Origin of the sequence: Gibbsiella quercinecans, assembly GCF_002291425.1 — a bacterium.
GTDB lineage: Bacteria > Pseudomonadota > Gammaproteobacteria > Enterobacterales > Enterobacteriaceae > Gibbsiella > Gibbsiella quercinecans.
Window position 1 is genome coordinate 588,560 of sequence record NZ_CP014136.1, and the last position, 20,588, is coordinate 609,147.

A 20,588-nucleotide genomic window follows, 5' to 3' on the forward strand; every position below is an offset into this window, starting at 1 on the left:
TGCAGGGTACATTGGGAGAAGGAAGATGTTTGGAAACCTTGGCCAGGCCGGGAAGTATTTAGGGCAGGCGGCGCGCATGCTGGTTGGCGTGCCTGACTACGATACCTATGTGCAACACATGAAAGATAACCACCCGGACAAACCGGTGATGACCTACAAAGAATTCTTCCGTGAGCGCCAGCAGGCGCGTTACGGCGGCGACGGCAAAGGCGGCATGCGTTGCTGCTAGGCCGAATAAGGATAAACGATGAAACCCATTGCAGTTACCCTACTAACCGGCTTTCTCGGCGCCGGGAAAACCACCCTGCTACGCTATATTCTGAACGAAGAACACGGCTACAAAATTGCGGTTATTGAAAACGAATTCGGCGAGGTGCCGATCGACGATGCGCTGCTCGGCGATCGCGCCAGCCGTATCACCACCCTGAGCAACGGCTGCATTTGCTGTAGCCGCGCCAATGAACTGGCCGATGCGCTGCTGGATCTGCTCAACGGCATTGATAACGGCCAGTTGGCGTTTGACCGGTTGATCATTGAATGCACCGGCATGGCCGATCCCGGGCCGATCGCCCAAACGTTTTTCGCACATGAGGTGATCTGCGAACGTTTCCTGCTCGACGGGATTATCACTCTGGTAGATGCCGTTCACGGCCAACAGCAACTCGATCAATTCAGCATCGCGCAGGCGCAGGTGGGCTATGCCGATCGCATTTTGTTAACCAAAACGGACGTTGCACCGCCGCATGAATGCGAAGCACTGCGCCAGCGCCTGCAACGGATGAATGCACGCGCACCGATTTACGACGTAACCCACGGCCAGATTGATCTGGCGGTATTATTCAACGTGGAAGGCTTTATTCTGAACGACCGCCTTAACATCGCCACGCCAGCCTTCCGCCTGATCCCACAACCGCAAAATAACATCCAGTCGATTGTGGTGTATCTCGATCGCCCGGCGGCACTGGGGCAAATTTCCGATCTGATGCAAAACCTGCTGTTGCAATACGCCGATAGCCTGCTGCGTTACAAAGGCATTCTCTGGATTGAAGACGAGCCGCGCCGCCTGCTATTCCAGGGCGTTCAGCGCCTGTATAACGCCGACTGGGATCGCGAATGGGCGCCGGATGAAGAGAAAAAAAGCACCCTGGTGTTTATCGGTATCAACCTGCCGGAAAACGAGATCCGCGAGGGCTTTGCCGGGCTGAACGTGCTTCAGTAAAGCGGCAACAGCATGGTGTTGCTGGCATGGGATATTTGTTCAGGCCCGTAGCGGGATAATTCAGCCAGATGACCAAACAAAGGTTCCCACTCTTGAATATCCTGTTCCGGCAGGATGATCCATGTTTACAATATAAGTACTCGTTATTTTCCCCTCGTTTTATGAATGATATCTGTCGAGTGTAGTGAATAACGAGAATGGTTTAATTGCCGGATAAGGCGTTCTGAAACAACCATGCGTTGTTAACACTGGATAACGTTTGGCCGTATCAGTGCACTAATCAGGCCCGGTTGTCAGGTGCCAGATCGCACACGACCAATGAGCCCCAAATGTGTCACGCCAAAACCTGTGGAATATTTAAGGCCATAGCCTAGCGCACGGTCAAAGCCGATGTGGGCCACCCATATAATGCCGGCAGTCACCGCCATGGGTATCGACAAAAGAATACCCGCTGCTAATATCGCCAGGGCACCGATGAAAGAATGCGCGAAATTGTACGACACCGCGCCAATCCTTGAACCTGCCAAGTAACCGCAGAAAGATAAATCTGGCGCAAAAAAGAACAAAGCAAAGATGCCCCAGCCACCACCGAACTTTGCATAGGCCAGCAGACTGACCACAAAAACGCATAATCCCTCGACGCGGAGCAAGACCCGCACACCGCCTGATGCTGCACCTGCCATGAAGTTTCTCCTGACGCCTCACACCTAAGTTAAACCGCGCAGCATAGCGGTATCGGCTTGAATGAATGGCTAGAGCGACATGTTCACTCCCAGCCATTCACACTATGAAGGATCACGCAGAGATAATCAGCCATTCAGCAGGCATAAAATTGCAAGAAAAGTTTTGCTGTATGCCCGGAAGGTCAACGTTACCCCATAACAGGATAATCCAATGCTAAAAAAGGAAAATCAGTAGCGTGTTTAGCTGCAGTTATATTCTAGGTGGGTGGTTGATCACAGAAAAGTTGGCGCGTAAGTGATTGAATAATGGCGGAGAGAGAGGGATTTGAACCCTCGGAAGGGTTGCCCCTTCAACGGTTTTCGAGACCGTCCCGTTCAGCCGCTCCGGCATCTCTCCAATAAGTGCTTGCTATCATGCACCATTTTACGGCACTTTTGTAGAGAAAGCCCCCCAGCCGAATGTTCAAGTGACGACTTTACGAGCAACACGATGATTAAATGGCCGTGGAAAGCGAACCAACCGCAAGCGGAAATGCTTGCCTCTTGGCAGGATGCCCTGGCAATCCCCCTGCTGTCTCTGTTGAGTGAACAAGAACAGCGGCGGTTAATTGCCGTTGCCAGCCAATTAATGCAAAACAAACGTATTGTGCCGTTACAAGGCCTGGCGCTGACATCGCAAATGCAGGTACGCATCGCCCTGCTGTTCGCCTTGCCGGTGATGGAGCTCGGGGCTGAATGCCTGGATGGCTTCAACGAAATTCTGCTTTACCCTTCGCCTTTTGTTGTTGAGGACGAATGGCAAGACGACATCGGCCTGGTGCACACAGGGCCGGTGGTTCAGTCGGGCCAAAGCTGGGAACAAGGGCCGATCGTACTCAACTGGCAAGATGTGCAAGACTCGTTTGATCTCTCCGGTTTTAATCTGGTGATCCACGAAGCCGCCCACAAGCTGGATATGCGCAACGGCGGCATTGCCACCGGCATCCCCCCCATCCCGATGCGCGATGTCGCGGCCTGGGAGCACGATCTGCACGCCGCGATGGATAATCTGCAGGAAGAGATTGATATGGTGGGTGAAGAGGCAACCAGTATGGATGCCTATGCCGCTTCCGATCCCGCCGAATGCTTTGCCGTGCTGTCGGAGTATTTTTTCAGTGCGCCAGAGTTGCTGGCCAACCGCTTCCCTGCCCTGTACCAGCATTTCAGCCGTTTCTACAAGCAGGATCCGCTGGCACGTATACAGTGCAGCCTGGGCGATAATTAATCCTGGCGCAGCTCACCATACGCGCATTGTTCAGATGCTGAGCAGTCGCGCTGAATTTGCCAATTTTGCGTTGACACTCTTCGGGGGGCTGGATATGATGCGCCCCGTTCACACAATTCCTCTGTAGTTCAGTCGGTAGAACGGCGGACTGTTAATCCGTATGTCACTGGTTCGAGTCCAGTCAGGGGAGCCAAATTCTTGTTCTGTTGATGTCTACTGATATCCACAGGTCATTGAAAGAAGGGTGAAATCCCTTCTTCTACGTTCTACTGACGTCCCCTGAAATCCACCTAAATCCGATACTTTCAAGTCCATTTTTAAGTCCATCGGACAAGCGGGTGGATTGTGTTCGCATTCTTGCTTTTAGTCTTTGCGGCCGGAAACCAGAATCCAGCTCTGACCTGTAACCAGGAGCGACGATTATGGCACTTTCCGATACCGCAGTCCGCCGGGCCAAAGCAACCGGTAAATCCTATACCCTCCCTGATGATACTGGCCTTTCACTTGCCGTCGCGCCAAAGGGTGGAAAATCCTGGCATTTCCGCTATTACTGGTGCGGAAAACAAAAGCGAATGTCCCTGGGCCAATACCCTGAGATGACATTACGTGAAGCCAGACAGGCAAGAGATCAGGCTTCGGCTTTGTTGGCACAAGGATCAATCAGGGCTGAGTTCCCTCAAAGGGGTCTACTATTTGGCGCAGCTATTTAATAGTAATAATAATCGTTAGCCTCGGTAATAATCATAGTGCCCATCAGTAATATTTGGGCACTATGATTATCTGGTTAGGTAAATATTATTAAATAGTTTCGCATGATAGTGTTCCTCTTACATGACATGATATCCCACCAGTGTTGCCTCGCATGATGAGAAGTGAAGCATCAATGCAAGAATTTATTTAGACGTCGCTGATGTATATCGATTGCTTTTGATATACATAAGGACGCCTGCCAATATGACCAATAACGACAAAATACTGATTGATATTGTAATTGCGTTTAAATATCCTTGAGATAATGTAAACGAATAGATTGCGCCAGCAAATGCTGTCCCTAACGCAAAACAGCCCTGCTGTACTGTTGCTAAAGCACTACTTGCTTCACTGGCATGATGTTTCCCAACCCGCGATAATGCAAGTCTGTAAGCGGAGGTTAACATTATCGAGTTACCTAAGCCTACCACGCCTGTAGCTACCCATAAATTATAAAACCTTAAGTCAAATTTAAACTTATGAAATAAATAGACTGTGCCTAAAAATCCTATAACTGTAAGAATTGCCCCTATAGAATATGATTTGACATCTCCAATCCGTTGGCTCAACGGCTTACTGAGTATTGAACCTATAAAAAACATTGTTCCGAGTGCAATAAATGTATTTCCTGATTCAAACGGTGTGAAACCTAACTTGCTTTGCAAACATAAGGCTGTGATAAATAGATATCCAGGGTAGGAAAAGGTAACTGCCATTTCACTTACAAAACCATTTATGACCATTGGTGTTTTGAAAAGGGATGGTGGTAAAATTGCCTTGCGGCCTGCGAGTTCATGTAACTTTTCTACCTTCCATAATAAAATCCCGCAAGGCAGTGCGCCTAGCAATAACCACCATAATTCGGGCCAATGTTTCCCTAAAGATACAGGTATCATTATAAATGACAGACACAAAATCAGTAATACACCCCCCCCCATATCCATATATTGCTCTTCATCTGATTTCGTTTCTGGGATAACAAAATAACAAGCTGTAAATATAATTACGCCAATAGGTATGTTAATAAAAAAAGCAATTCGCCATCCTAAGCCCCATAAGTTGGCGGAAACTAACCAGCCTCCAACAACTTGGCCAATAACGACAGAAAGACCTGCAATCGCCGTATAAAGACCTACCGCGTACCGGTGGCGCTCCCCTTCCAATGTTGTGTGGATTGTAGCTAGTATTTGCGGTAATAAAAGTGCGGCAAAAAAACCTTGGAGCAAACGTCCTGATAGCATAGAGATAATATCAGTGGCAAACCCACAAATCGCTGATGCAATACAAAAACCTGCCGTACCAATCATAAAAAGGCGTTTTCTTCCGTACTTATCTCCTAGTCGGCCTCCTGTAGCAATTAGAGCTGCGAAGCTTAATCCATATAGCGAAACAATCAAAACAAGTCCTGTCGCATCTGTTTTTAATGCTTTACCAATTACGTCAAGTGCAACATTAACTATTGAGAAATTTATTTGAGGCAGTATCTGTCCTGCGACAAGGAGCAATACACCAAATGACGACAGTTCTTTAGTTTTACTTAACATTGAATTAATTCCACTTTGGCCATTTTTTAATGAGCTATAGTTAAGTCTGAGGTATATAAAGCATAATAGTGTCTGACTAATTTTCCCCTGTTCTGGGAACACATGTTACAGTCTTTGGTATCATAGGTTATCAACCTCCGCCTTGAGGATGTGATTTGGTCGACCTCATGCTGTGGACATGCATGAAAGGTACTGCTGAGCATCAATATCTCCATTCTGTCTGTACCCCGATACTTAACTGCTTTGCATTTGGAGCAGGGTTTTACTGAATGACTTCCCCAATACTGGTTGTTTTGATAGTGTTTTCCCTTTTTTACTATATGATTTTTAAAAGAAAAATTTTTTTCACACACGTTCTTTTTGTCCATACACCAAAAACCCCTATAGTTCGTCTCTAATAGAACATGGACATTTTGACCTTTGTTTTATATCGTACAAGTAACAGGCTAGACACGTATAAATTGTATAGGTTAATCAATGAATGAAAATAATCTAAAGTTGGTGGGCGATTTCCTAAGAACGAAAAGAGAAAGCATATCTCCTGAAGAGATTGGTTTGGTGAAGCCAATCAGAAGTAGAACTAAAGGTTTGAGAAGAGAGGATGTGGCATATTTTTCAGGTATTAGTACAATCTGGTATAGCAAAATTGAGCGTGGCCAAGTAACTGGTATATCATCACAAGTACTCATATCTATTTCGAGGACCTTGCGACTTACCGAATCAGAATACGAATATATATGCAATTTAATTTTACCCCAGGCACGAACTAACAAACAACCTTGCTGTACTATATCCGAGCATACATCTCAGCTTTTATTACATCTAAATCCATTTCCCGCTCTATTAATGAACGATTATCTAGATATTGTTACATGTAATTATGCATTTAGTCATATGGTTGGTTTTAGTTTTGACTCACTTCCAGCCAGCGAAAAAAATTACCTTTACCTAACGATTAATAATCCTTCATGGCAAAGACTATTGTGTATCAAAGATGATGAAAAATTGGAACTGCAACTAACAAGGATGGCAGGGTTTCTTAGAGAGACTCTGGCTACGCGACCTGATGATAAAGTGCTAAAACAAAAAACTGATGATTTTAGAGAACTGTCGCATGTTTTCGATAAAGCATGGACTGATAATACCGTATTGCACCCAGAAGAACTATCGTATATATATGATCATGCTGAACTAGGATTAATTTCATTAGATAAACAGTTGTGGTGGAATTTTAGTGGCTATTCCAGTAGCAGATTAAATATTTACTACCCTCAAAATGAAGTTGATCTGCAACTTTTGAAGGCAGTAATGAATCGTGTATAGTACAGAAAATCCAATGGTTACATTATAATGAATGTATTTGTATCGACCAGAATTCTGCGTTTTATTTAAATTGGGGATATGTTCCATTTGAGCTTATTTCATTGGTTCCGTTGGATTTTCTATTTTTTAAATTGTAGTCTATAAGTTTGTCGATAGTGATTTTATTATAAAGTGCGGGTTATACGCTGAATAATTATCATAGTTAGATGCTGCCCGCATTTGATCCTATATATCAAGACGTTTTTTCTCTCTTACGGTTGCAATAACTTCCTGCGTATAAATTCCCGTGGCGAGCGATACCCCAGCGCCGTGTGCGCGGTAGCTGTCAACGAAGTTGTCACCCTTAATGAGTTTTCAGGCTGCTTTTTCTGATGCGTTTTGTTGGCTTATCCGGATTTAACATCACCACGCCTTCACGCTGCCATTGACGTGTAGTGGATCGGTAATTCAGGGCAATGGCCTGTAATGTCCAGATGGAGTCTGGCCTGTGTTCGCATGATGCCGTGGAACGTCAGATGTGTCACTCAGATTTACAACCTGAGAGTTTTAAAGCCTGCGCAGCGACGTCAATGAATAGTTGCCGAAACCAGGCCGAGTCTCCCTTTGCTTCATCAACTCTACGATAAAGCATCGAGATCGGCTCAACCGGAAGATCGAGAGGTGCTGAAATGACACTCAGTCCATACAGTCGCGCCATACAATGCGCCACAGTCTCCGGAACGGTAGCTATCGCCGATACGGCCTGTAATACCGGACCAACAGCTGAATAACGCGATACACTGGCAACCACCTCCCGCTTTATTCCTGCGTGTTCCAGAAAGACATCAATATCTCTTGCATCGTTGCCCACGGATGACACGATGATGTGCTGCTGGCTGGCATACTCATTAATGCTGAGAGGCAACGTCAGTTTCAGCCGTCGGGGATCATAAAGACACTTCAAATGCTGATCAAACAGCGGCTGGCGGATATGCCACGATGCAGGCTTATCGTGCACGGCAACACTGAAATCATAAGCCCCTTCCTCCAGCAGTTGTACCGAATCACGCTTAGTCGCGGCAACCGCCACCACTCGCGCATGCGGTGCCAGTTCGCGAACACGTGCCGTTAATGCGCCGAAGAAAGCCATCTCCAGGTTATCGCATAATCCTACCCGAAATTCCCCTTTCCAGGTGGCCGGCTCAAAGGCGTCCGGCAGTTGTACCGTACGCTCGATAGTGGCCAAAGCTCTGGCGATATCGGGCGCAATCGCCAGAGCACGCGGGGTAGGTTGTAACCTGCGTCCCACCCGGATAAACAGTTCATCACCAAGCGCTTCCCGCAAACGGCCAAGAGCGCTGGAGAGTCCCGGCTGACCAATAAACATCCGCTCTGCCGCACGGCTAACGTTCAGCTCTTCCATCAGGATGGAAAAGGCATAAAGGAGATTCAGGTCAAGACTTCGGAGGGTTGGTGTTTTCATCATTTTTAGAGATAGTTTATATTCCTATTATCAATTTCCCAGATATAAATCAATCTGTCAATATTTCGCCATCGCCCGACTGTTAACAAATCCGGTTTTCCTCCCATGACAATTTATCCCGTCCCCTGTCGGACGCAAGGAGTTTATATGCTTAAATTTCATGTAATTACTGTATTTTCGTCTTCGGGATTCGGCTTCATTTATCAGGCGCCCGCATCATGACGGATTCACGCTATAACGCCGCCGGAAAATTGCCGAATGGTCGCGTTCTCAGCCATGGGTTGGTATTGATAATGTCCGCAGCGACAGGGATCGCCGTAGGTAGCCAGTATTACAATCAGCCTCTGCTGGGCATGATTGCTGATGATTTCGGCACCGCCTCCGGTCTGGTTGCCACAACCACTCAAATCGGCTATGCCCTGGGCCTCATCCTGCTTGTGCCGCTTGGCGATAAGATGGAGCGACGTACGCTGATACTGTTCCAGTGCCTGGGACTGGCGTTAGCGATGGTTGCCGCAAGCCTTTCCCCCGGATTATACAGCCTTGCATTCTCCTCCGTGCTGATCGGCATGTTTGCCACCATCGCTCAACAGATGATCCCACACGCAGCCGGGCTCACATCCTCCCCCCAGCGTGAACGAGCTCTGGCAACGATTACCAGCGGACTTCTGGTGGGCGTGCTGGTTGCGAGAACCGTCGGTGGTTTTGTGGGTGCCTGGTACGGCTGGCGTTCTGTATTCCTGCTGGGGGCCGTGCTGTCTGTGCTGATGATGGCTTGCCTTGCAGTAAAGCTGCCGCGGAGCCAGTCGGATTCGCGGCTCCCCTACCTCAAATTACTCAGTTCACTGTTTGTACTGGCACGCTCCGAGCCTGTTCTCAGGAAAGCGGCACTGACGCAAAGCCTGCTGTTCTTTGGCTTCAGTGCATTCTGGACGATTTTGGCCCTGCTACTCCAGACGCCCCGTTTTGGGCTGAACAGCGGTATTGCTGGTCTGTTCGGGATAGTGGCGCTTGCTGGAGCTGCGCTGGCTCCTTTTTGCGGTCGTATCGCGGGTAAACGAGGTCCACAGGGCGCCGTACGTCTTGGCGTTATTCTGGTCGTTGCCAGTTTCCTTCTGATGATCCCGTTGCAAAACCTTATCGGGCTGGGCATCGGCGTGATCCTTATGACTACTGGTCTGCAAATTTCTCTGATCAGTCATCAGACGATTGTTCTTGCCGCGGCCGGAAGTGCCCGTGGCCGTTTTAATACCGTGTTCATGGCGGCACAGTTCGCTTTCGGCGCGGCCGGTTCCGCCGCTGCCAGCGTTGCCTGGGAACATGGGGGATGGACCGCAGTAATGATAATGTCGGCAGCGTTCTCTCTCCTGGCTATGTGTCTGCAATCCATCCGTATTCCAAAACATTAAATACACAAATACCCGCAGGCACACCTGCCACACACCCGTTTTTTGATACCACAGGAGCTTAATATGATTGAAGAACATCAGATTGGTGAATTTACACTCATGACATTGCTTGATGGGATATTTCTCTGCGACACGGATTTTATCCCTGCCGCCAAATCCGAAGAAGGGGAAACCCTGTTCAAAAGCGTGGGACTGCCTGCTGTCGGTCCATCGCCTGAACCCATCAACGCCTTTGCGCTGAAAAAGGGGGATCAGCTTTGGCTGATTGACGCGGGTTGCGGCCGGGAACTGGGCCCGCGATTTGGCAAGGCACCGGCGGCACTGCAAAAAGCGGGCTTCACGCTGGCTCAGGTCGGGGGGATCATTTTGTCCCATCTGCATGAGGACCATATCGGAGGGTTAATTAACGAAGACGGCACACCACTCTATCCTCAGGCCACACTGTTTATTTCACAGGAAGAGTTAGCCTTCTGGACCAGTGCGTCTTCGCAGGAACACTATCCGCATCTGGCAGAATCGGGGCTTTTTTCTCTGATAGCGTCGGTGCTGCAGGCTTATGAAGGCTCGGTGAAGGCGGTTGCCGCGACTGGAGAAGTGATGCCGGGGGTACATCTGGTGCCGCTGCATGGTCATACACCCGGTCATAGCGGCATTGAAATCACCGATGGCAACCAGCGTTTACTCATCTGGGGAGATGTTATCCATTCGACGTTACTCCAGCTACGGTATCCGCAATGGAGTATCGGGTTCGATATGGATCCTCCTCAGGCACTGGCTACCCGCTTACAGTTACTGGTCAGGTTGGCAACCGAAGACACGCTTGTCGCTGGCCCGCATGTGATGGGAATGGGGAAGATCCGCGACTGCTGTGAGGGTGGGTATACCTTGCATCAGCACAACCCAGCATAGTCCCAGGGTGCCCCATGGCCACAGGCGCTTTCTGTTTTCATGAAGAGGCCTTTTCGAAGGCCTCTGGGCTGACGCCAACTGAACGGGCTCCATATATACCACCCGGCGGATGTCGTCCTGGTGCCGGACCAGCATCGGGTAGGTGTTCCAGACCCCGATGTCGTGTGCCACCAAATCAAATTGCTTGCCACCGCTGAAATGGGTGACCAGCTTGTACGCTGGCTCCGAGAATGAGCTTGTTGACAACAGGTTTGAACATAACAATGAAATCCTTTGTGGAATGGAGGGTGAAAGAAGAAAGAGGTATTCCTGAAACTCGGCTGATGTACCGTCAGTTCAGTGTCCGGTGCTGCTTGTGCGCGGGCCGGGACGAAATCCGTGCGCCCTGGCCGACCATGCGATGAGCAAGCCAATCACCAGCAACACGGCCAGCGCCCAGGGGAAAGTGCGCGCCCCCCAGCGATCCAGAAGCACGCCGCCCAGAACACCGCCGCCAGCAATCACGCTGTTCCATGCCACAACATTCATCGACAGCGCCACGTCGGCACCATTGCCGGCAGCATCCGCCAGAGCGGTCTGCAGTAGGGTCGCCGCACCACCGAAGGTCAACCCCCAAACTGCCACGCCTATGTAGACGGCCGCCGGGACAGTAGCCAACCAGACGAAAAGCAGCGATACGATGAGGAACGTGGCCAAGCTGACCAGGACAGTGCTGCGCAAGTGGCGCTCCACCAGCCGACCGGTAATCCCGATCCCCAGCAGCGCGGCAATACCGAAAACAAGCAACACCACGTCGACCCGGTCAAGCAGCCCAGCCTGCGCCACGAACGGGGCGACATAGGTATAGAGGATGTTGTGGGCTAACATCCAGGCCATGACCGTGGCGAGCACCGGACGCACACCCGGCGTGATGAGCACCTTGCGTAATGCCATGCGTTCGCGCCCGGACTGGCCAGGGTAATCAGGTACCCTGGTCAGTACCCAAACGATGAGCACAAGAGTCAACGCGGACATGACGCCGAACGCACTTCGCCAGCCTATGACGCCGCCCATCCAGGTACCCCCAGAGACAGAGCAACAGGCGTGCCGACCATCGCGATCGCCATCGCCCGGCCCTGTTGATGGGGCTGCACCATGCGCCTTGCATAACCCGCCAGCAGACTCCAGGCCAGGCCGGCTGCGACGCCGGCAAGAAAGCGCGCAATCAACGTGAGCCAGTAATTCGACGACAGCGCGGTGATGGAGTTGAACACTAAAAAGCCGATAATTGTGAGCAGCAGCACATTGCGTCGCCGCCAGCCGCGGGTGGCGATGGTCAATGGAATGGCCGCCAGTACCGAGCCGATTGCAATGCGTCGCGCATTCATTCGTCTGTATGGTTATCCTCCTCAAGCGATGAGGCGTGCCGTCCGTGTAGGCTCAACTCTTACATACCCTTTAGGATCTACCCATGAATGATGCTGGACTGCCAGAAAATCGCTGTCGGATTGAGAATGTGTCCGACAACCGCGCTGGGAGGGTTTTCCGTAAGGGCTATCGACCCGGTTAAAACACCTCCCGGCAAGTGCCGCCTCGGGGTGGCGCGATTCATGTGCTTTCTGTCAGTCAATGGGCAAACGCCATGCTGGAAAGATCACATCCTTCCCCAACTCGACCGACCAGAGATGTGCCAGCCCCAGCGGTGGTGCGATCGATGGCGGACAGAATGGATCGGCCCCAAGCCATTCAGATTCTCGCTCCACTGCTGATTCAAGAACTGAGCTATTGGCTGCTTGTTGGCCCTGCGGGAGGCATGATTATCGCCATGACCGCTGGGACCAGGCCACAAGCACGATAGGCCAGTTGTGAGAACAGTTCTCCAAACTGCTCCGGATTGCCGACATGGCCGCCGAAGCTAGTCTGAGCCCTTCCGCCTTTCATCGCCAGTTCAAAGCAGTAACGTCGATGACGCCCATTCAATATCAGAAGCAACTTATGAAGTGGAAAAAAGGGGGAGTTTATGAAGTGCCTGGCCAGATGAAGCAGGAGCAGTCCCGCTTCTCTGGCGCGTTAGGTATTCGTGTGACCGGCCGCCAATACGCGCTTGGAGATGTTGGCCACGACGCGGCGAGGGGCAAACCGTGTCGACAGCGCGCGCAAGAAATTCTTCCTGCCTACGATCTTGGAGAGGCCGCCGCGAAGCATCAGCTCGATGCCCTGTTTCGCAACGTCAGCGGGCTCGTCCCGATTTTGGAAATGACCGGTGGTGATGCCCTGCGCATCCACGGCGCGGAAGAAGCCAGTGGCCGTAGGACCTGGTGACAGGCAGCTTACGCTGACGCCATGGTCTTCAAACTCCTTCGCAATAGCTTCGGAGAAGTTCAGGACAAAGGATTTAGAGGCGCCATAAGCTGCGAAATATGGTGAGGGTTGATAGGCGGCCGTCGAAGCGATGTTCAAAATCTTCCCCGAACGCCGGGCCAGCATATCGGCACCGAACAGACGGCAGAGAGCCGATACCGTGACGACATTCAGCTGCAGCATGCTCTCCAGCTCTGCGCTATCAAGCGCGGCGTGGTTACCATAGAGCCCTACACCCGCGTTGTTGATGAGCCAATCAACAACGATGCCAAGGTGTTTCACTTCGTCGTAGAGTTGGGCTGCCGCGCCCGCATTTCCCAGGTCGACCGCGATTGCATGAACCTGGATGCTGTGCTCGGTGCGCAAAGTGCCCGCAAGCTGATCAAGCTCTGGCCGGCGTCGACCGACGAGAACAAGGTCGCAATGGCGGGCTGCAAGCTGCCGAGCCATCTCCCGACCGATTCCGGAACTCGCGCCCGTGATGAGCACGACAGGATTTTCTACGGGGTTCTGGCTGTTCATGGTCATGGGCTCACAGATGACAAATGGGTGCTTATATCTAAATGATTTTTAGATTGTAGTCTATACAATGTCAAGATAGATGTGGTTTCCATGGGAAGACTGACCAAGAAAGCAGGTGCTTATCACCACGGCAACCTTCGCAGCGCGCTGCTCGATGCGGCCGTGAAAAAAGAAGTTGGCGCATACTCAATGAGCAGCAACGGTACCGTCCCATTCCAGACAAAATATACATAAATAACACTAACGAAAAAAACCACTAATTCACTAAACATCTTTAGCGTGGGATTAATTATAATCTGACATTCCCCCCATCCAATTGCGGCTGAATATGCGTTCTTACTTTCATCAATTGGTTAAGGCTTGGATTCAGGTCCCGTCAGGGGCCATTTTAGAGAAACCAGATACCTACGGGCGTCTGGTTTTTTGCTTTTCATCAATGGGCTATTCCTTCCCCCACGTCTACACCCGCCGGTTAAAACCCACTCAAGCTGCATAACTGTGCTGGTAAAAGTACGGGTAAAGCTGGTTCTATTTCGTTTTTACCAGTAGATACTGATTTCAACCTATTCCTGTCAGCGCGATGACGTAATACCATCAGGCGATCCGTTAGCGAACGATTTCTGCCAGTTTGCTATCTCCGATGAGACGCTGCCACGCACACTCTATTTCTTCAGGAACATCAACATGGCCTATGAATCCTGCCCCTAATGGGCCGTAACCAGACACATCATCACGAAGACGTTTCACCTCACCTAATATCATTGAAATGTAGCGATTAAGCGCCCATACGCCGCAAAATTGCGCACCAGTAATAATCGGCTTGTTACCGGCCATGATTAAATGGGGTTTAAAAACCGGCCAGTTAATAAAACGCCCCGCAATATTTTTCTTCTTCCAACTGAATTCGAAAGATTCATAAGTCCTGCGCTGCATCAGGGGATCTTGCACAAGGATGATCGTTGATGGCGCCAAATTATGCTGCAATATCAGCTCCCTACTGAAATCAGCGTTTTGACCACAGTTGGTTGATTGATTCTCAATAAAAATCTTATTTTTCGGTATGGCGAAAATTCGCTCGGCAATATCCGCAAGGATCTCCGCTTCACTTTTATCTTCGATTTCAATGGCAGTGGTCAGGGGATTATTTTTAACTGCCTGCCGCAGAAGCGCCGTCGAATGCCCTATACCCCCACTAAAAAGTACCGGAATCCCGGTTTCAGCAATAAACCGCATAGCGCCGGTAATATTAGGCATGATCGCATGGCCTGCCAGGATTAGCAGATCCGGGCTGATACTTTCAGCAGCAGCCAGTTCGTCAGGTGAAAGCCAATCAGCCAGCATATTCAGATCATGGATTACGCCACTAGATAAATTCATAACGACCTCTTTCTTTGTCGCTCTGGGAATCCCCCCCCTAAAACAACCGATGTCGAGCGATAGCCAATACCCATATCAATAAGTTACAGGAAATGATCTTACCCACGAAGAGTGGACACGTTGTTAAACGAGTAAAGCCGTTAACAACCTGAACCATGACGCAAGCAAAATCCATGAAAAAGACATCACGTAATCAATATACGCCAGCAAAGCACAGCTTCTGAGCGTGAGCAACAACTGGCCACGGGAAATGCCCACCTTAAACGCCAGCTCGCCGAGCGGGAGGGTATGAAAAAGTGGTATTCGGGTACATTGAATGGATTACAACGAAATTGATTGCAACCGACATCGACGGCATCGTGCCAATGGCGGGTTGGGACCGATACAATTTGAGGAAAGAAACCTCGTGAAGGTGTGTCCAACGTTACCGAGCAAGACCGCCTATGGTAAGGAACCGCCTTCTTGGCGGCTCCTGTGTTTTTTTCTTACTTTTTCCTGATATAATTCAAGTACTTTAATCTCATCCACGTTCCCGACTATAAACACAATTCACTAGCCGCAGCAGCTTCAACGGATTCTCCGGTTTTAACGCTACCGGCAGCAACACAGGTGGATAGTTCTGATAACACACCGGGCGCAGAAAACGATCGATTGCCAGTGTTCCTACCGATGTTCCACGCGCGTCGGAAGTTGCCGGATAAGGGCCTCCATGCACCATCGCATCGCTGACTTCCACGCCGGCGGGGATCCCCGCTTCCAGAGCCAGCTCGCCAATACGCAGTGTCGACAGCGAAGCCAGTTCGGCCGGTTTCACCACAATGGAGTTACCTGCAGCCAGTGCCGGGGAAATCTTCCAGGAAAGCGTTGCCGCCGGGAAATTCCACGGCAATACCATGCCGACCACCCCGACCGGTTCGCGCACGATTAACCCCAGGTTGCCTTCACCTGTCGGCGACACTTTGCCAAACACTTTATCGATAGCCTCGGCTTACCAGCACACGTTATTCACAACGCCTGGGAGATCGAAATTCTCACAGTCAGAGATCGGTTTTCCGGCATCAATGGAATCCAACTGGGCCAATTCAGCCGTATGCTGTTCCAGCAGGCTGGCGCGCCACTTCAGACTTTTTCATCTCATACAATTTACCGTGATGTTCGCGGTAGTCCACCATTTCGCCGCCAACCTGCAACAGGCCGCGATCGATGCGCTCCAGATGATTCATACAACGCAGAAAGGTGCTTTTACCGAAACCCGATGGCCCCAGGATGCAACACACACGGCCATACTACACGATCAGATCGATACAGTTCACCACCGAGAGATCGCCATACGATTTTTCGATACCCCTTGCCACAACGGCGAACTGGCTTGGCATAACGGGTGAATAGGTTGTGGCCATATCAACAACTCTTTTCCGGTTGATCCTGCGTAACTGATGCGGTGACGCTGGAGCGCTGTTCACTCTTGGCGAAGTATTTTTCCAGGTAGTGTTGCAGCACAGAAAGCACCGTGGTCAGCACTAGATACCAGAGCAAGGCCACGATCAGCAGCGAGATGGTTTGAAAGTTGTTGGTGTAAATCAGCTGTGCTGAATAAAGCAGATCCTGCATCGCAATTACGCTGACCAGCGAGGTGGTTTTGAGCATTCCAATCAGTTGGCCTGTCGCGTCAGTATGGCCTGAAAGCACTACGCGAAAGTGGCGGTCTGGTTAAATCCGCTGAGGAACATCAACCCATCCTTGATGCGATGCTGGCAGGCGACACGGAATTAACCGGCCAACTGATGAAAAAACACCTCAGCCATATGGTGGGTGACTGGGCGGGTTAAGAATGTTCACACTGTTACGGCTTGCGCATAGCGATGTGCCCACTTTACGTGGGTAAGATCAGTCTCCTCATGCCGTTCCGCCAGTTGGCGCTTCAAGCACGTACTACTGATAGGGATTACCGATAACGATAAAGGCTCTCCACCGGGACGGCGGAGAGCTCAGGATTTTTCTCACCGCGTGAAATCAGAACACCACTTCTGCCTGTACGCCTAAGCTGATCTGATAGTCTTTACCATCATTAAAGGTGGTATTGTCGATCTCGTTTTCCAGCGCTTTCAGATACGTAGTATATAAACGGATTTCCGGGCGTGAATTGAGAATGCTGGTATCCACCTTAAATACTTGCGCCAGCGTCACTTTATAACCGGATTCATCAAAACTGAGATTATTTACGCGATTCTGCTGGTTAAAGTAGCCCAGTTCTAGCGCAGTCTGCATATTACGGCTCCAGATCCACGACGGGCGAATCACCACACGCGCCGTTTCAAAATCGGTGTGCGCACCAGTATAAGTGGAATAGAGATCGTGGCCGCGACCATACACCAGGGAGTGCGCCATAATGATCTTATCGCTCAGATAAACCTCGCCCTGGTTCACCAGCCGCCAGCCGATGCCGCCACTGTGAATTCCGTAGTATGAGCTGTTGTAATCGAAGTCTGGGTTAGCGTTGGAGATGTTCATAAACTGGCTGCCCAGCGAATTATCGGCCACCTGCAGCGTCAGCTCATTGGTGCCGTTGAGCAGCGGATTACGCAAAATCGCCTGGCCCAGCCAGGAGGATTTTACCTGGTAGTAATCGTTATCCGCTTGCGCTTCTTTCTGTTCGTCGGTCTGATTGGCGAAGACATATTTCGCCCCTAGCTCCAGCGTAACATCATCGGTTATCGGCAGATTTTTGTAGCGAACCTCTGCGATATTAACGTTGACCTGGGTGGTATCGCTGCAGGTTGAAGAACCAGCCACGCACACCGTGCTGTAGTTATCAATGTCGTTGCGCGTCAGAGCCATACTCAGCGAGCCCACCGGCAACGCCCAGTTTTCTATCCCAATGCCAGCGCCAGAGAGCGTACGGTTGCTTTTCCAGTCCAGCAGTTGAATTTCATACTGCGGCAGCGTGTGTTTACCGATCCACACCGATGCTTCCGGCGCGAATGGCAGCAGACCTTTACCTTCCACATACAGTTTGCTGAGTTTCCCCATTCCGCCACCGGACATCCCCTTTTCAAAACTTTCATTACTCTGGGTCAGGCCTAAGTCACCTTCAAACTGCACATTGGCCCAGATTGATTTGTCACCTTCACGCCACGCGCGTTTTTTTAGCGACAAATTATACCAGCCGTCATATTCATTACCGAAGCGCCCCAGTGAACCCACCGCCCAAGACTTCGGCCCGCCGTTAGTCGTGGTGGCCCAGCCGGAACGGAAATAACCGGAGTATTTAAATCCGGTATCATCTTGCACATATTGGCTGATTTTTTTCAGCGTATCAGGCGACAGTTCCGGCTGCGCAGCCGGAGCGCCAGAGGCAGCAGCCAACGCCGCAGGCGAGGCGGATGCAGCCGGGGCCGCAGTGGCGATAGTCTGCTGCTGCGCCAGCGCTTTATCCTCATAGGCCTGCAGTTTCTGCTGGGTGGCGCGCAGTTGCGCTTCCAGCATTTCCATACGCTGTTCCAGCGTTAACTTTTGCGCTATAACTTCACCACTGACGGCATAACAAGATAATAAAACCGCCGCGATAATAGTTTTTTTATAATTCTGTTGCTTCGCTTTCATCATTTCCCCTAGATATTGCATCCCCACAAAAAAAGACCCGCAGCCAGCGAATATGACTTCCGCCAGTTGCAGGTCTCGCCTGAATTAAATCAGTTACGTCCTGAAGGGATGGATAAATTAAATTATCAGTATCGTTTTATTTACTGCGACGAAAACCACGCTCGCCGCAACTGACTCTATTTATCAGCTTTATTCACAGTGACAGCGCCATCACCGGTTCGCCAAAGCGAGAATGTGGTTTATCGCTAATATGCAGTTCGCGCCATGCTCCGCTATTGGTAACGACTACCGGCGTCACCGTGTCATAACCCGCATGCTTAATCTCATCGAGATCGAACGTTAACAAGAGCTGTCCCTTTTTCACCGCCTCACCCTCTTTCACCTGCATATGGAAATACTGCCCCTCCAGTTGAACAGTATTAATGCCCACGTGGATCAATATCTCCGCACCGCCGGTGGAACTGATGCCGATGGCATGACCGCTAGCGAAGGTACTGGCGATATGGCCATCAACCGGCGCATAAACCCGGCCTTCATCCGGAACAATGGCGAAGCCCTGTCCGACAATTCCCGATGAAAAAACTTTGTCATCTACCGCCGTCAGTGGGATCACCATGCCGGAAATCGGCGCGACAATCTGCTCGTCCACCACCTGCGCGGCGTTTGCCGCCGTCGTTTCGCCGGTTACGGTGCATTTTTCCCCTGGTGTGGGCGCAGAAGATGTGGGCTGGGGGGCGGGCTGCTGTGCGGGATCATCGAACCCGACCAGCAACGTCAGTACCAAACTGGCGGCAAATGCCACGATGCAGCCAATAATAAAGCCGATAAAACCTTCACCGTAGAAGATTGGCAGGGTTAGCAGCCCCGGCATGCCCATTGAAATCGCCGAACTTTTGGCATAGCCCGCGATGGCTCCGCCGAACCCAGCGGCAATGACCGCACAGATAAACGGTTTCTTCAGTTTCAGCGTCACGCCATAAACACCCGGCTCGGTGATACCGAATAACGAGGCAATAAAACTACTTCCCGCCAGCGCTTTCAGTTTTTTATCTTTTGTGCGCAGCATCACGGCCAGCAAGGCACCAGACTGAGCAAATACCGACGGACTGGACGCCGCCTTCAGGTAGCTGTGGCCCATCACCGATATGTCGTTAATAAAGACCGTCACGAAGCCCCAATGTATGCCGAAAATCACTAACACTTGCCAGGCCGCAGCCATTAACGCACTGGCAATAATCGGGTTAATGCTATAAATGGTGACAAACAGCGAGGCAACAAACTCACTGACCGAGACACCAATCGGCCCAATAGTCATTAATGTCAGCGGCACCATCAGCGTTAACAGGAAGAACGGTGTCAGAATATTACGCACGCTTTCGTGAATATGGCGGTTAAGGAAACGTTCAAAAATCGACATTAGCCAAACGCTGAAAATAATCGGGATCACCGTACCGGTATATTTCATCATCATCACCGGCAGGCCAAAAAAGGTTACCGGATTACCCGCAGTAAATAACTGCTGAATGCTGGGATAAATCAAAGCTCCGGCGATCGAGACCGCGACAAAAATATTGGTTTCAAATTTACGTGCCGAGGTAATCGCCAGCAGCATCGGCAGGAAATAGAACAGGCTATCTGATGCCGCATGTAAAATAACATAGGTACTTTCGTCGTTGGTCATCCAGCCTGCCGCCAGCACTATCGCCAGCACGCCTTTTAGTACCCCGGCTGCGGCCATCGCCCCCAGCAACGGGGTGAAAATCCCCGCCACCAGATCGATCAGCCGCCCCAGTAGTGAAGTGTTGTTTTTCTGCTCTGGCGCCACTTGTTTGGCTTTATTTTCGCCCAGCAGCCCGGAAATCGCACCAATGGCGCGAAATACGTCCGGCACTCGGTTACCGATCACTACCTGCAGTTGGCCGGAGCCTTTGACCACGGTGATAACGCCGTCCAGCGCTTCCAGTTCCGCTTGGTTGACCTTGCTGTTGTCGATAATTTTAAAGCGTAGCCGGGTGGCGCAATGCACCAACGTAGCAACGTTGTTCTCCCCACCCACTAACTTAAGAATATTTCCTGCCAGCACTTCAGTATTCATGATGATAATTCCCGTTTTACATACGACAGTAATTGCCAGTGCATTATGCGATCGTTGCCTGTATCCGCTGGCCAGCAGGAAAAAAAGC

The 20,588-nt window shown here is 50.5% G+C and carries 20 protein-coding genes, 2 tRNA genes and 1 pseudogene; 11 read left to right on the plus strand and 12 right to left on the minus strand.

Annotated features, from left to right (window positions below; translation table 11 throughout):
- Positions 1–25: 25 nt before the first annotated feature.
- Positions 26–229: a YbdD/YjiX family protein gene (locus ACN28Q_RS02780; RefSeq protein ID WP_004953088.1), complete on the plus strand. Its 204-nt coding sequence runs from the start codon at positions 26–28 to the stop codon at positions 227–229.
- Between the two features lie 18 nt (positions 230–247).
- A complete protein-coding gene (yjiA, locus tag ACN28Q_RS02785) occupies positions 248–1,219 on the plus strand; it encodes a GTPase (RefSeq protein WP_095844937.1) in 972 nt (323 codons plus the stop codon).
- Positions 1,220–1,512: 293 nt separating this feature from the next.
- Here the strand turns inward: yjiA and ACN28Q_RS02790 are convergent, their stop codons facing one another.
- Positions 1,513–1,902 (minus strand): DUF4260 domain-containing protein, encoded by a 390-nt coding sequence (locus tag ACN28Q_RS02790; protein ID WP_095844938.1) that lies wholly within the window; start codon positions 1,900–1,902, stop codon positions 1,513–1,515.
- A 307-nt stretch (positions 1,903–2,209) separates the two neighbouring features.
- Positions 2,210–2,299 (minus strand) — tRNA-Ser (locus tag ACN28Q_RS02795).
- Positions 2,300–2,392: 93 nt separating this feature from the next.
- On the opposite strand from ACN28Q_RS02795, the gene mtfA reads away from it, so the two are divergent.
- The 3 genes from mtfA (at position 2,393) to ACN28Q_RS02810 (ending at position 3,876) form a co-directional block, all read left to right on the plus strand.
- Positions 2,393–3,166, plus strand: coding sequence for a DgsA anti-repressor MtfA (mtfA, locus tag ACN28Q_RS02800; protein ID WP_095844939.1), 774 nt, complete (start codon positions 2,393–2,395; stop codon positions 3,164–3,166).
- Positions 3,167–3,283: 117 nt separating this feature from the next.
- A tRNA-Asn gene (locus tag ACN28Q_RS02805) sits at positions 3,284–3,359 on the plus strand.
- A 229-nt stretch (positions 3,360–3,588) separates the two neighbouring features.
- Positions 3,589–3,876, plus strand: a complete 288-nt coding sequence (locus ACN28Q_RS02810) for an Arm DNA-binding domain-containing protein (RefSeq protein ID WP_095844940.1) — start codon at positions 3,589–3,591, stop codon at positions 3,874–3,876.
- A gap of 183 nt (positions 3,877–4,059) precedes the next feature.
- Here the strand turns inward: ACN28Q_RS02810 and ACN28Q_RS02815 are convergent, their stop codons facing one another.
- Positions 4,060–5,460 carry an MFS transporter gene (locus ACN28Q_RS02815; protein ID WP_095844941.1) on the minus strand — a complete coding sequence of 467 codons (1,401 nt, stop codon included), beginning with the start codon at positions 5,458–5,460 and terminating at the stop codon, positions 4,060–4,062.
- A 477-nt stretch (positions 5,461–5,937) separates the two neighbouring features.
- Here ACN28Q_RS02815 and ACN28Q_RS02820 point away from each other — a divergent pair, with 477 nt between their 5' ends.
- Positions 5,938–6,783 (plus strand): helix-turn-helix domain-containing protein, encoded by an 846-nt coding sequence (locus ACN28Q_RS02820; RefSeq protein WP_095844942.1) that lies wholly within the window; start codon positions 5,938–5,940, stop codon positions 6,781–6,783.
- A 520-nt stretch (positions 6,784–7,303) separates the two neighbouring features.
- Here the strand turns inward: ACN28Q_RS02820 and ACN28Q_RS02825 are convergent.
- A complete protein-coding gene (locus ACN28Q_RS02825) occupies positions 7,304–8,248 on the minus strand; it encodes a LysR family transcriptional regulator (protein ID WP_095844943.1) in 945 nt (314 codons plus the stop codon).
- 215 nt (positions 8,249–8,463) lie between these two features.
- On the opposite strand from ACN28Q_RS02825, the gene ACN28Q_RS02830 reads away from it, so the two are divergent.
- Positions 8,464–9,654: an MFS transporter gene (locus ACN28Q_RS02830; protein WP_095844944.1), complete on the plus strand. Its 1,191-nt coding sequence runs from the start codon at positions 8,464–8,466 to the stop codon at positions 9,652–9,654.
- Positions 9,655–9,717: 63 nt separating this feature from the next.
- A complete protein-coding gene (locus ACN28Q_RS02835; RefSeq protein ID WP_095844945.1) occupies positions 9,718–10,563 on the plus strand; it encodes an MBL fold metallo-hydrolase in 846 nt (281 codons plus the stop codon).
- 336 nt (positions 10,564–10,899) lie between these two features.
- On the opposite strand, the pseudogene ACN28Q_RS02840 reads toward ACN28Q_RS02835, so the two are convergent.
- A pseudogene (locus tag ACN28Q_RS02840) lies at positions 10,900–11,912 on the minus strand (MFS transporter); the annotation flags it as partial.
- 356 nt (positions 11,913–12,268) lie between these two features.
- Here ACN28Q_RS02840 and ACN28Q_RS02845 point away from each other — a divergent pair.
- Positions 12,269–12,400, plus strand: a complete 132-nt coding sequence (locus tag ACN28Q_RS02845) for an AraC family transcriptional regulator N-terminal domain-containing protein (RefSeq protein WP_413541286.1) — start codon at positions 12,269–12,271, stop codon at positions 12,398–12,400.
- Positions 12,401–12,612: 212 nt separating this feature from the next.
- On the opposite strand, the gene ACN28Q_RS02850 is transcribed toward ACN28Q_RS02845, so the two are convergent.
- A complete protein-coding gene (locus ACN28Q_RS02850) occupies positions 12,613–13,425 on the minus strand; it encodes an SDR family NAD(P)-dependent oxidoreductase (protein WP_165907013.1) in 813 nt (270 codons plus the stop codon).
- Positions 13,426–13,515: 90 nt separating this feature from the next.
- Here ACN28Q_RS02850 and ACN28Q_RS02855 point away from each other — a divergent pair, with 90 nt between their 5' ends.
- Complete coding sequence (locus ACN28Q_RS02855; RefSeq protein WP_165907014.1) at positions 13,516–13,659, plus strand: hypothetical protein; 144 nt, start codon at positions 13,516–13,518, stop codon at positions 13,657–13,659.
- Between the two features lie 372 nt (positions 13,660–14,031).
- On the opposite strand, the gene ACN28Q_RS02860 is transcribed toward ACN28Q_RS02855, so the two are convergent.
- The 4 genes from ACN28Q_RS02860 to ACN28Q_RS02875 form a co-directional block, all read right to left on the minus strand.
- Positions 14,032–14,802: a YdcF family protein gene (locus tag ACN28Q_RS02860; protein WP_095844949.1), complete on the minus strand. Its 771-nt coding sequence runs from the start codon at positions 14,800–14,802 to the stop codon at positions 14,032–14,034.
- A gap of 520 nt (positions 14,803–15,322) precedes the next feature.
- A complete protein-coding gene (locus ACN28Q_RS02865) occupies positions 15,323–15,772 on the minus strand; it encodes an aldehyde dehydrogenase family protein (protein ID WP_268992143.1) in 450 nt (149 codons plus the stop codon).
- 112 nt (positions 15,773–15,884) lie between these two features.
- Positions 15,885–16,079, minus strand: coding sequence for an ATP-binding cassette domain-containing protein (locus ACN28Q_RS02870; RefSeq protein WP_257790440.1), 195 nt, complete (start codon positions 16,077–16,079; stop codon positions 15,885–15,887).
- A 124-nt stretch (positions 16,080–16,203) separates the two neighbouring features.
- Positions 16,204–16,449: an ABC transporter permease family protein gene (locus tag ACN28Q_RS02875; protein WP_183096587.1), complete on the minus strand. Its 246-nt coding sequence runs from the start codon at positions 16,447–16,449 to the stop codon at positions 16,204–16,206.
- 59 nt (positions 16,450–16,508) lie between these two features.
- Between ACN28Q_RS02875 and ACN28Q_RS02880 the strand changes: the two genes are divergently transcribed.
- Entirely contained in the window at positions 16,509–16,631 is a 123-nt protein-coding gene (locus ACN28Q_RS02880; protein WP_230469416.1) for an FCD domain-containing protein, read from the plus strand.
- 184 nt (positions 16,632–16,815) lie between these two features.
- Here the strand turns inward: ACN28Q_RS02880 and ACN28Q_RS02885 are convergent, their stop codons facing one another.
- Both ACN28Q_RS02885 and ACN28Q_RS02890 read right to left on the minus strand, forming a co-directional pair.
- Positions 16,816–18,294, minus strand: a complete 1,479-nt coding sequence (locus ACN28Q_RS02885; RefSeq protein ID WP_230469410.1) for a carbohydrate porin — start codon at positions 18,292–18,294, stop codon at positions 16,816–16,818.
- A 304-nt stretch (positions 18,295–18,598) separates the two neighbouring features.
- The gene (locus ACN28Q_RS02890; RefSeq protein WP_095844951.1) at positions 18,599–20,500 is read right to left on the minus strand and encodes a beta-glucoside-specific PTS transporter subunit IIABC; all 1,902 of its coding nucleotides are present in this window, start codon (positions 20,498–20,500) and stop codon (positions 18,599–18,601) included.
- Between the last annotated feature and the right edge of the window lie 88 nt (positions 20,501–20,588).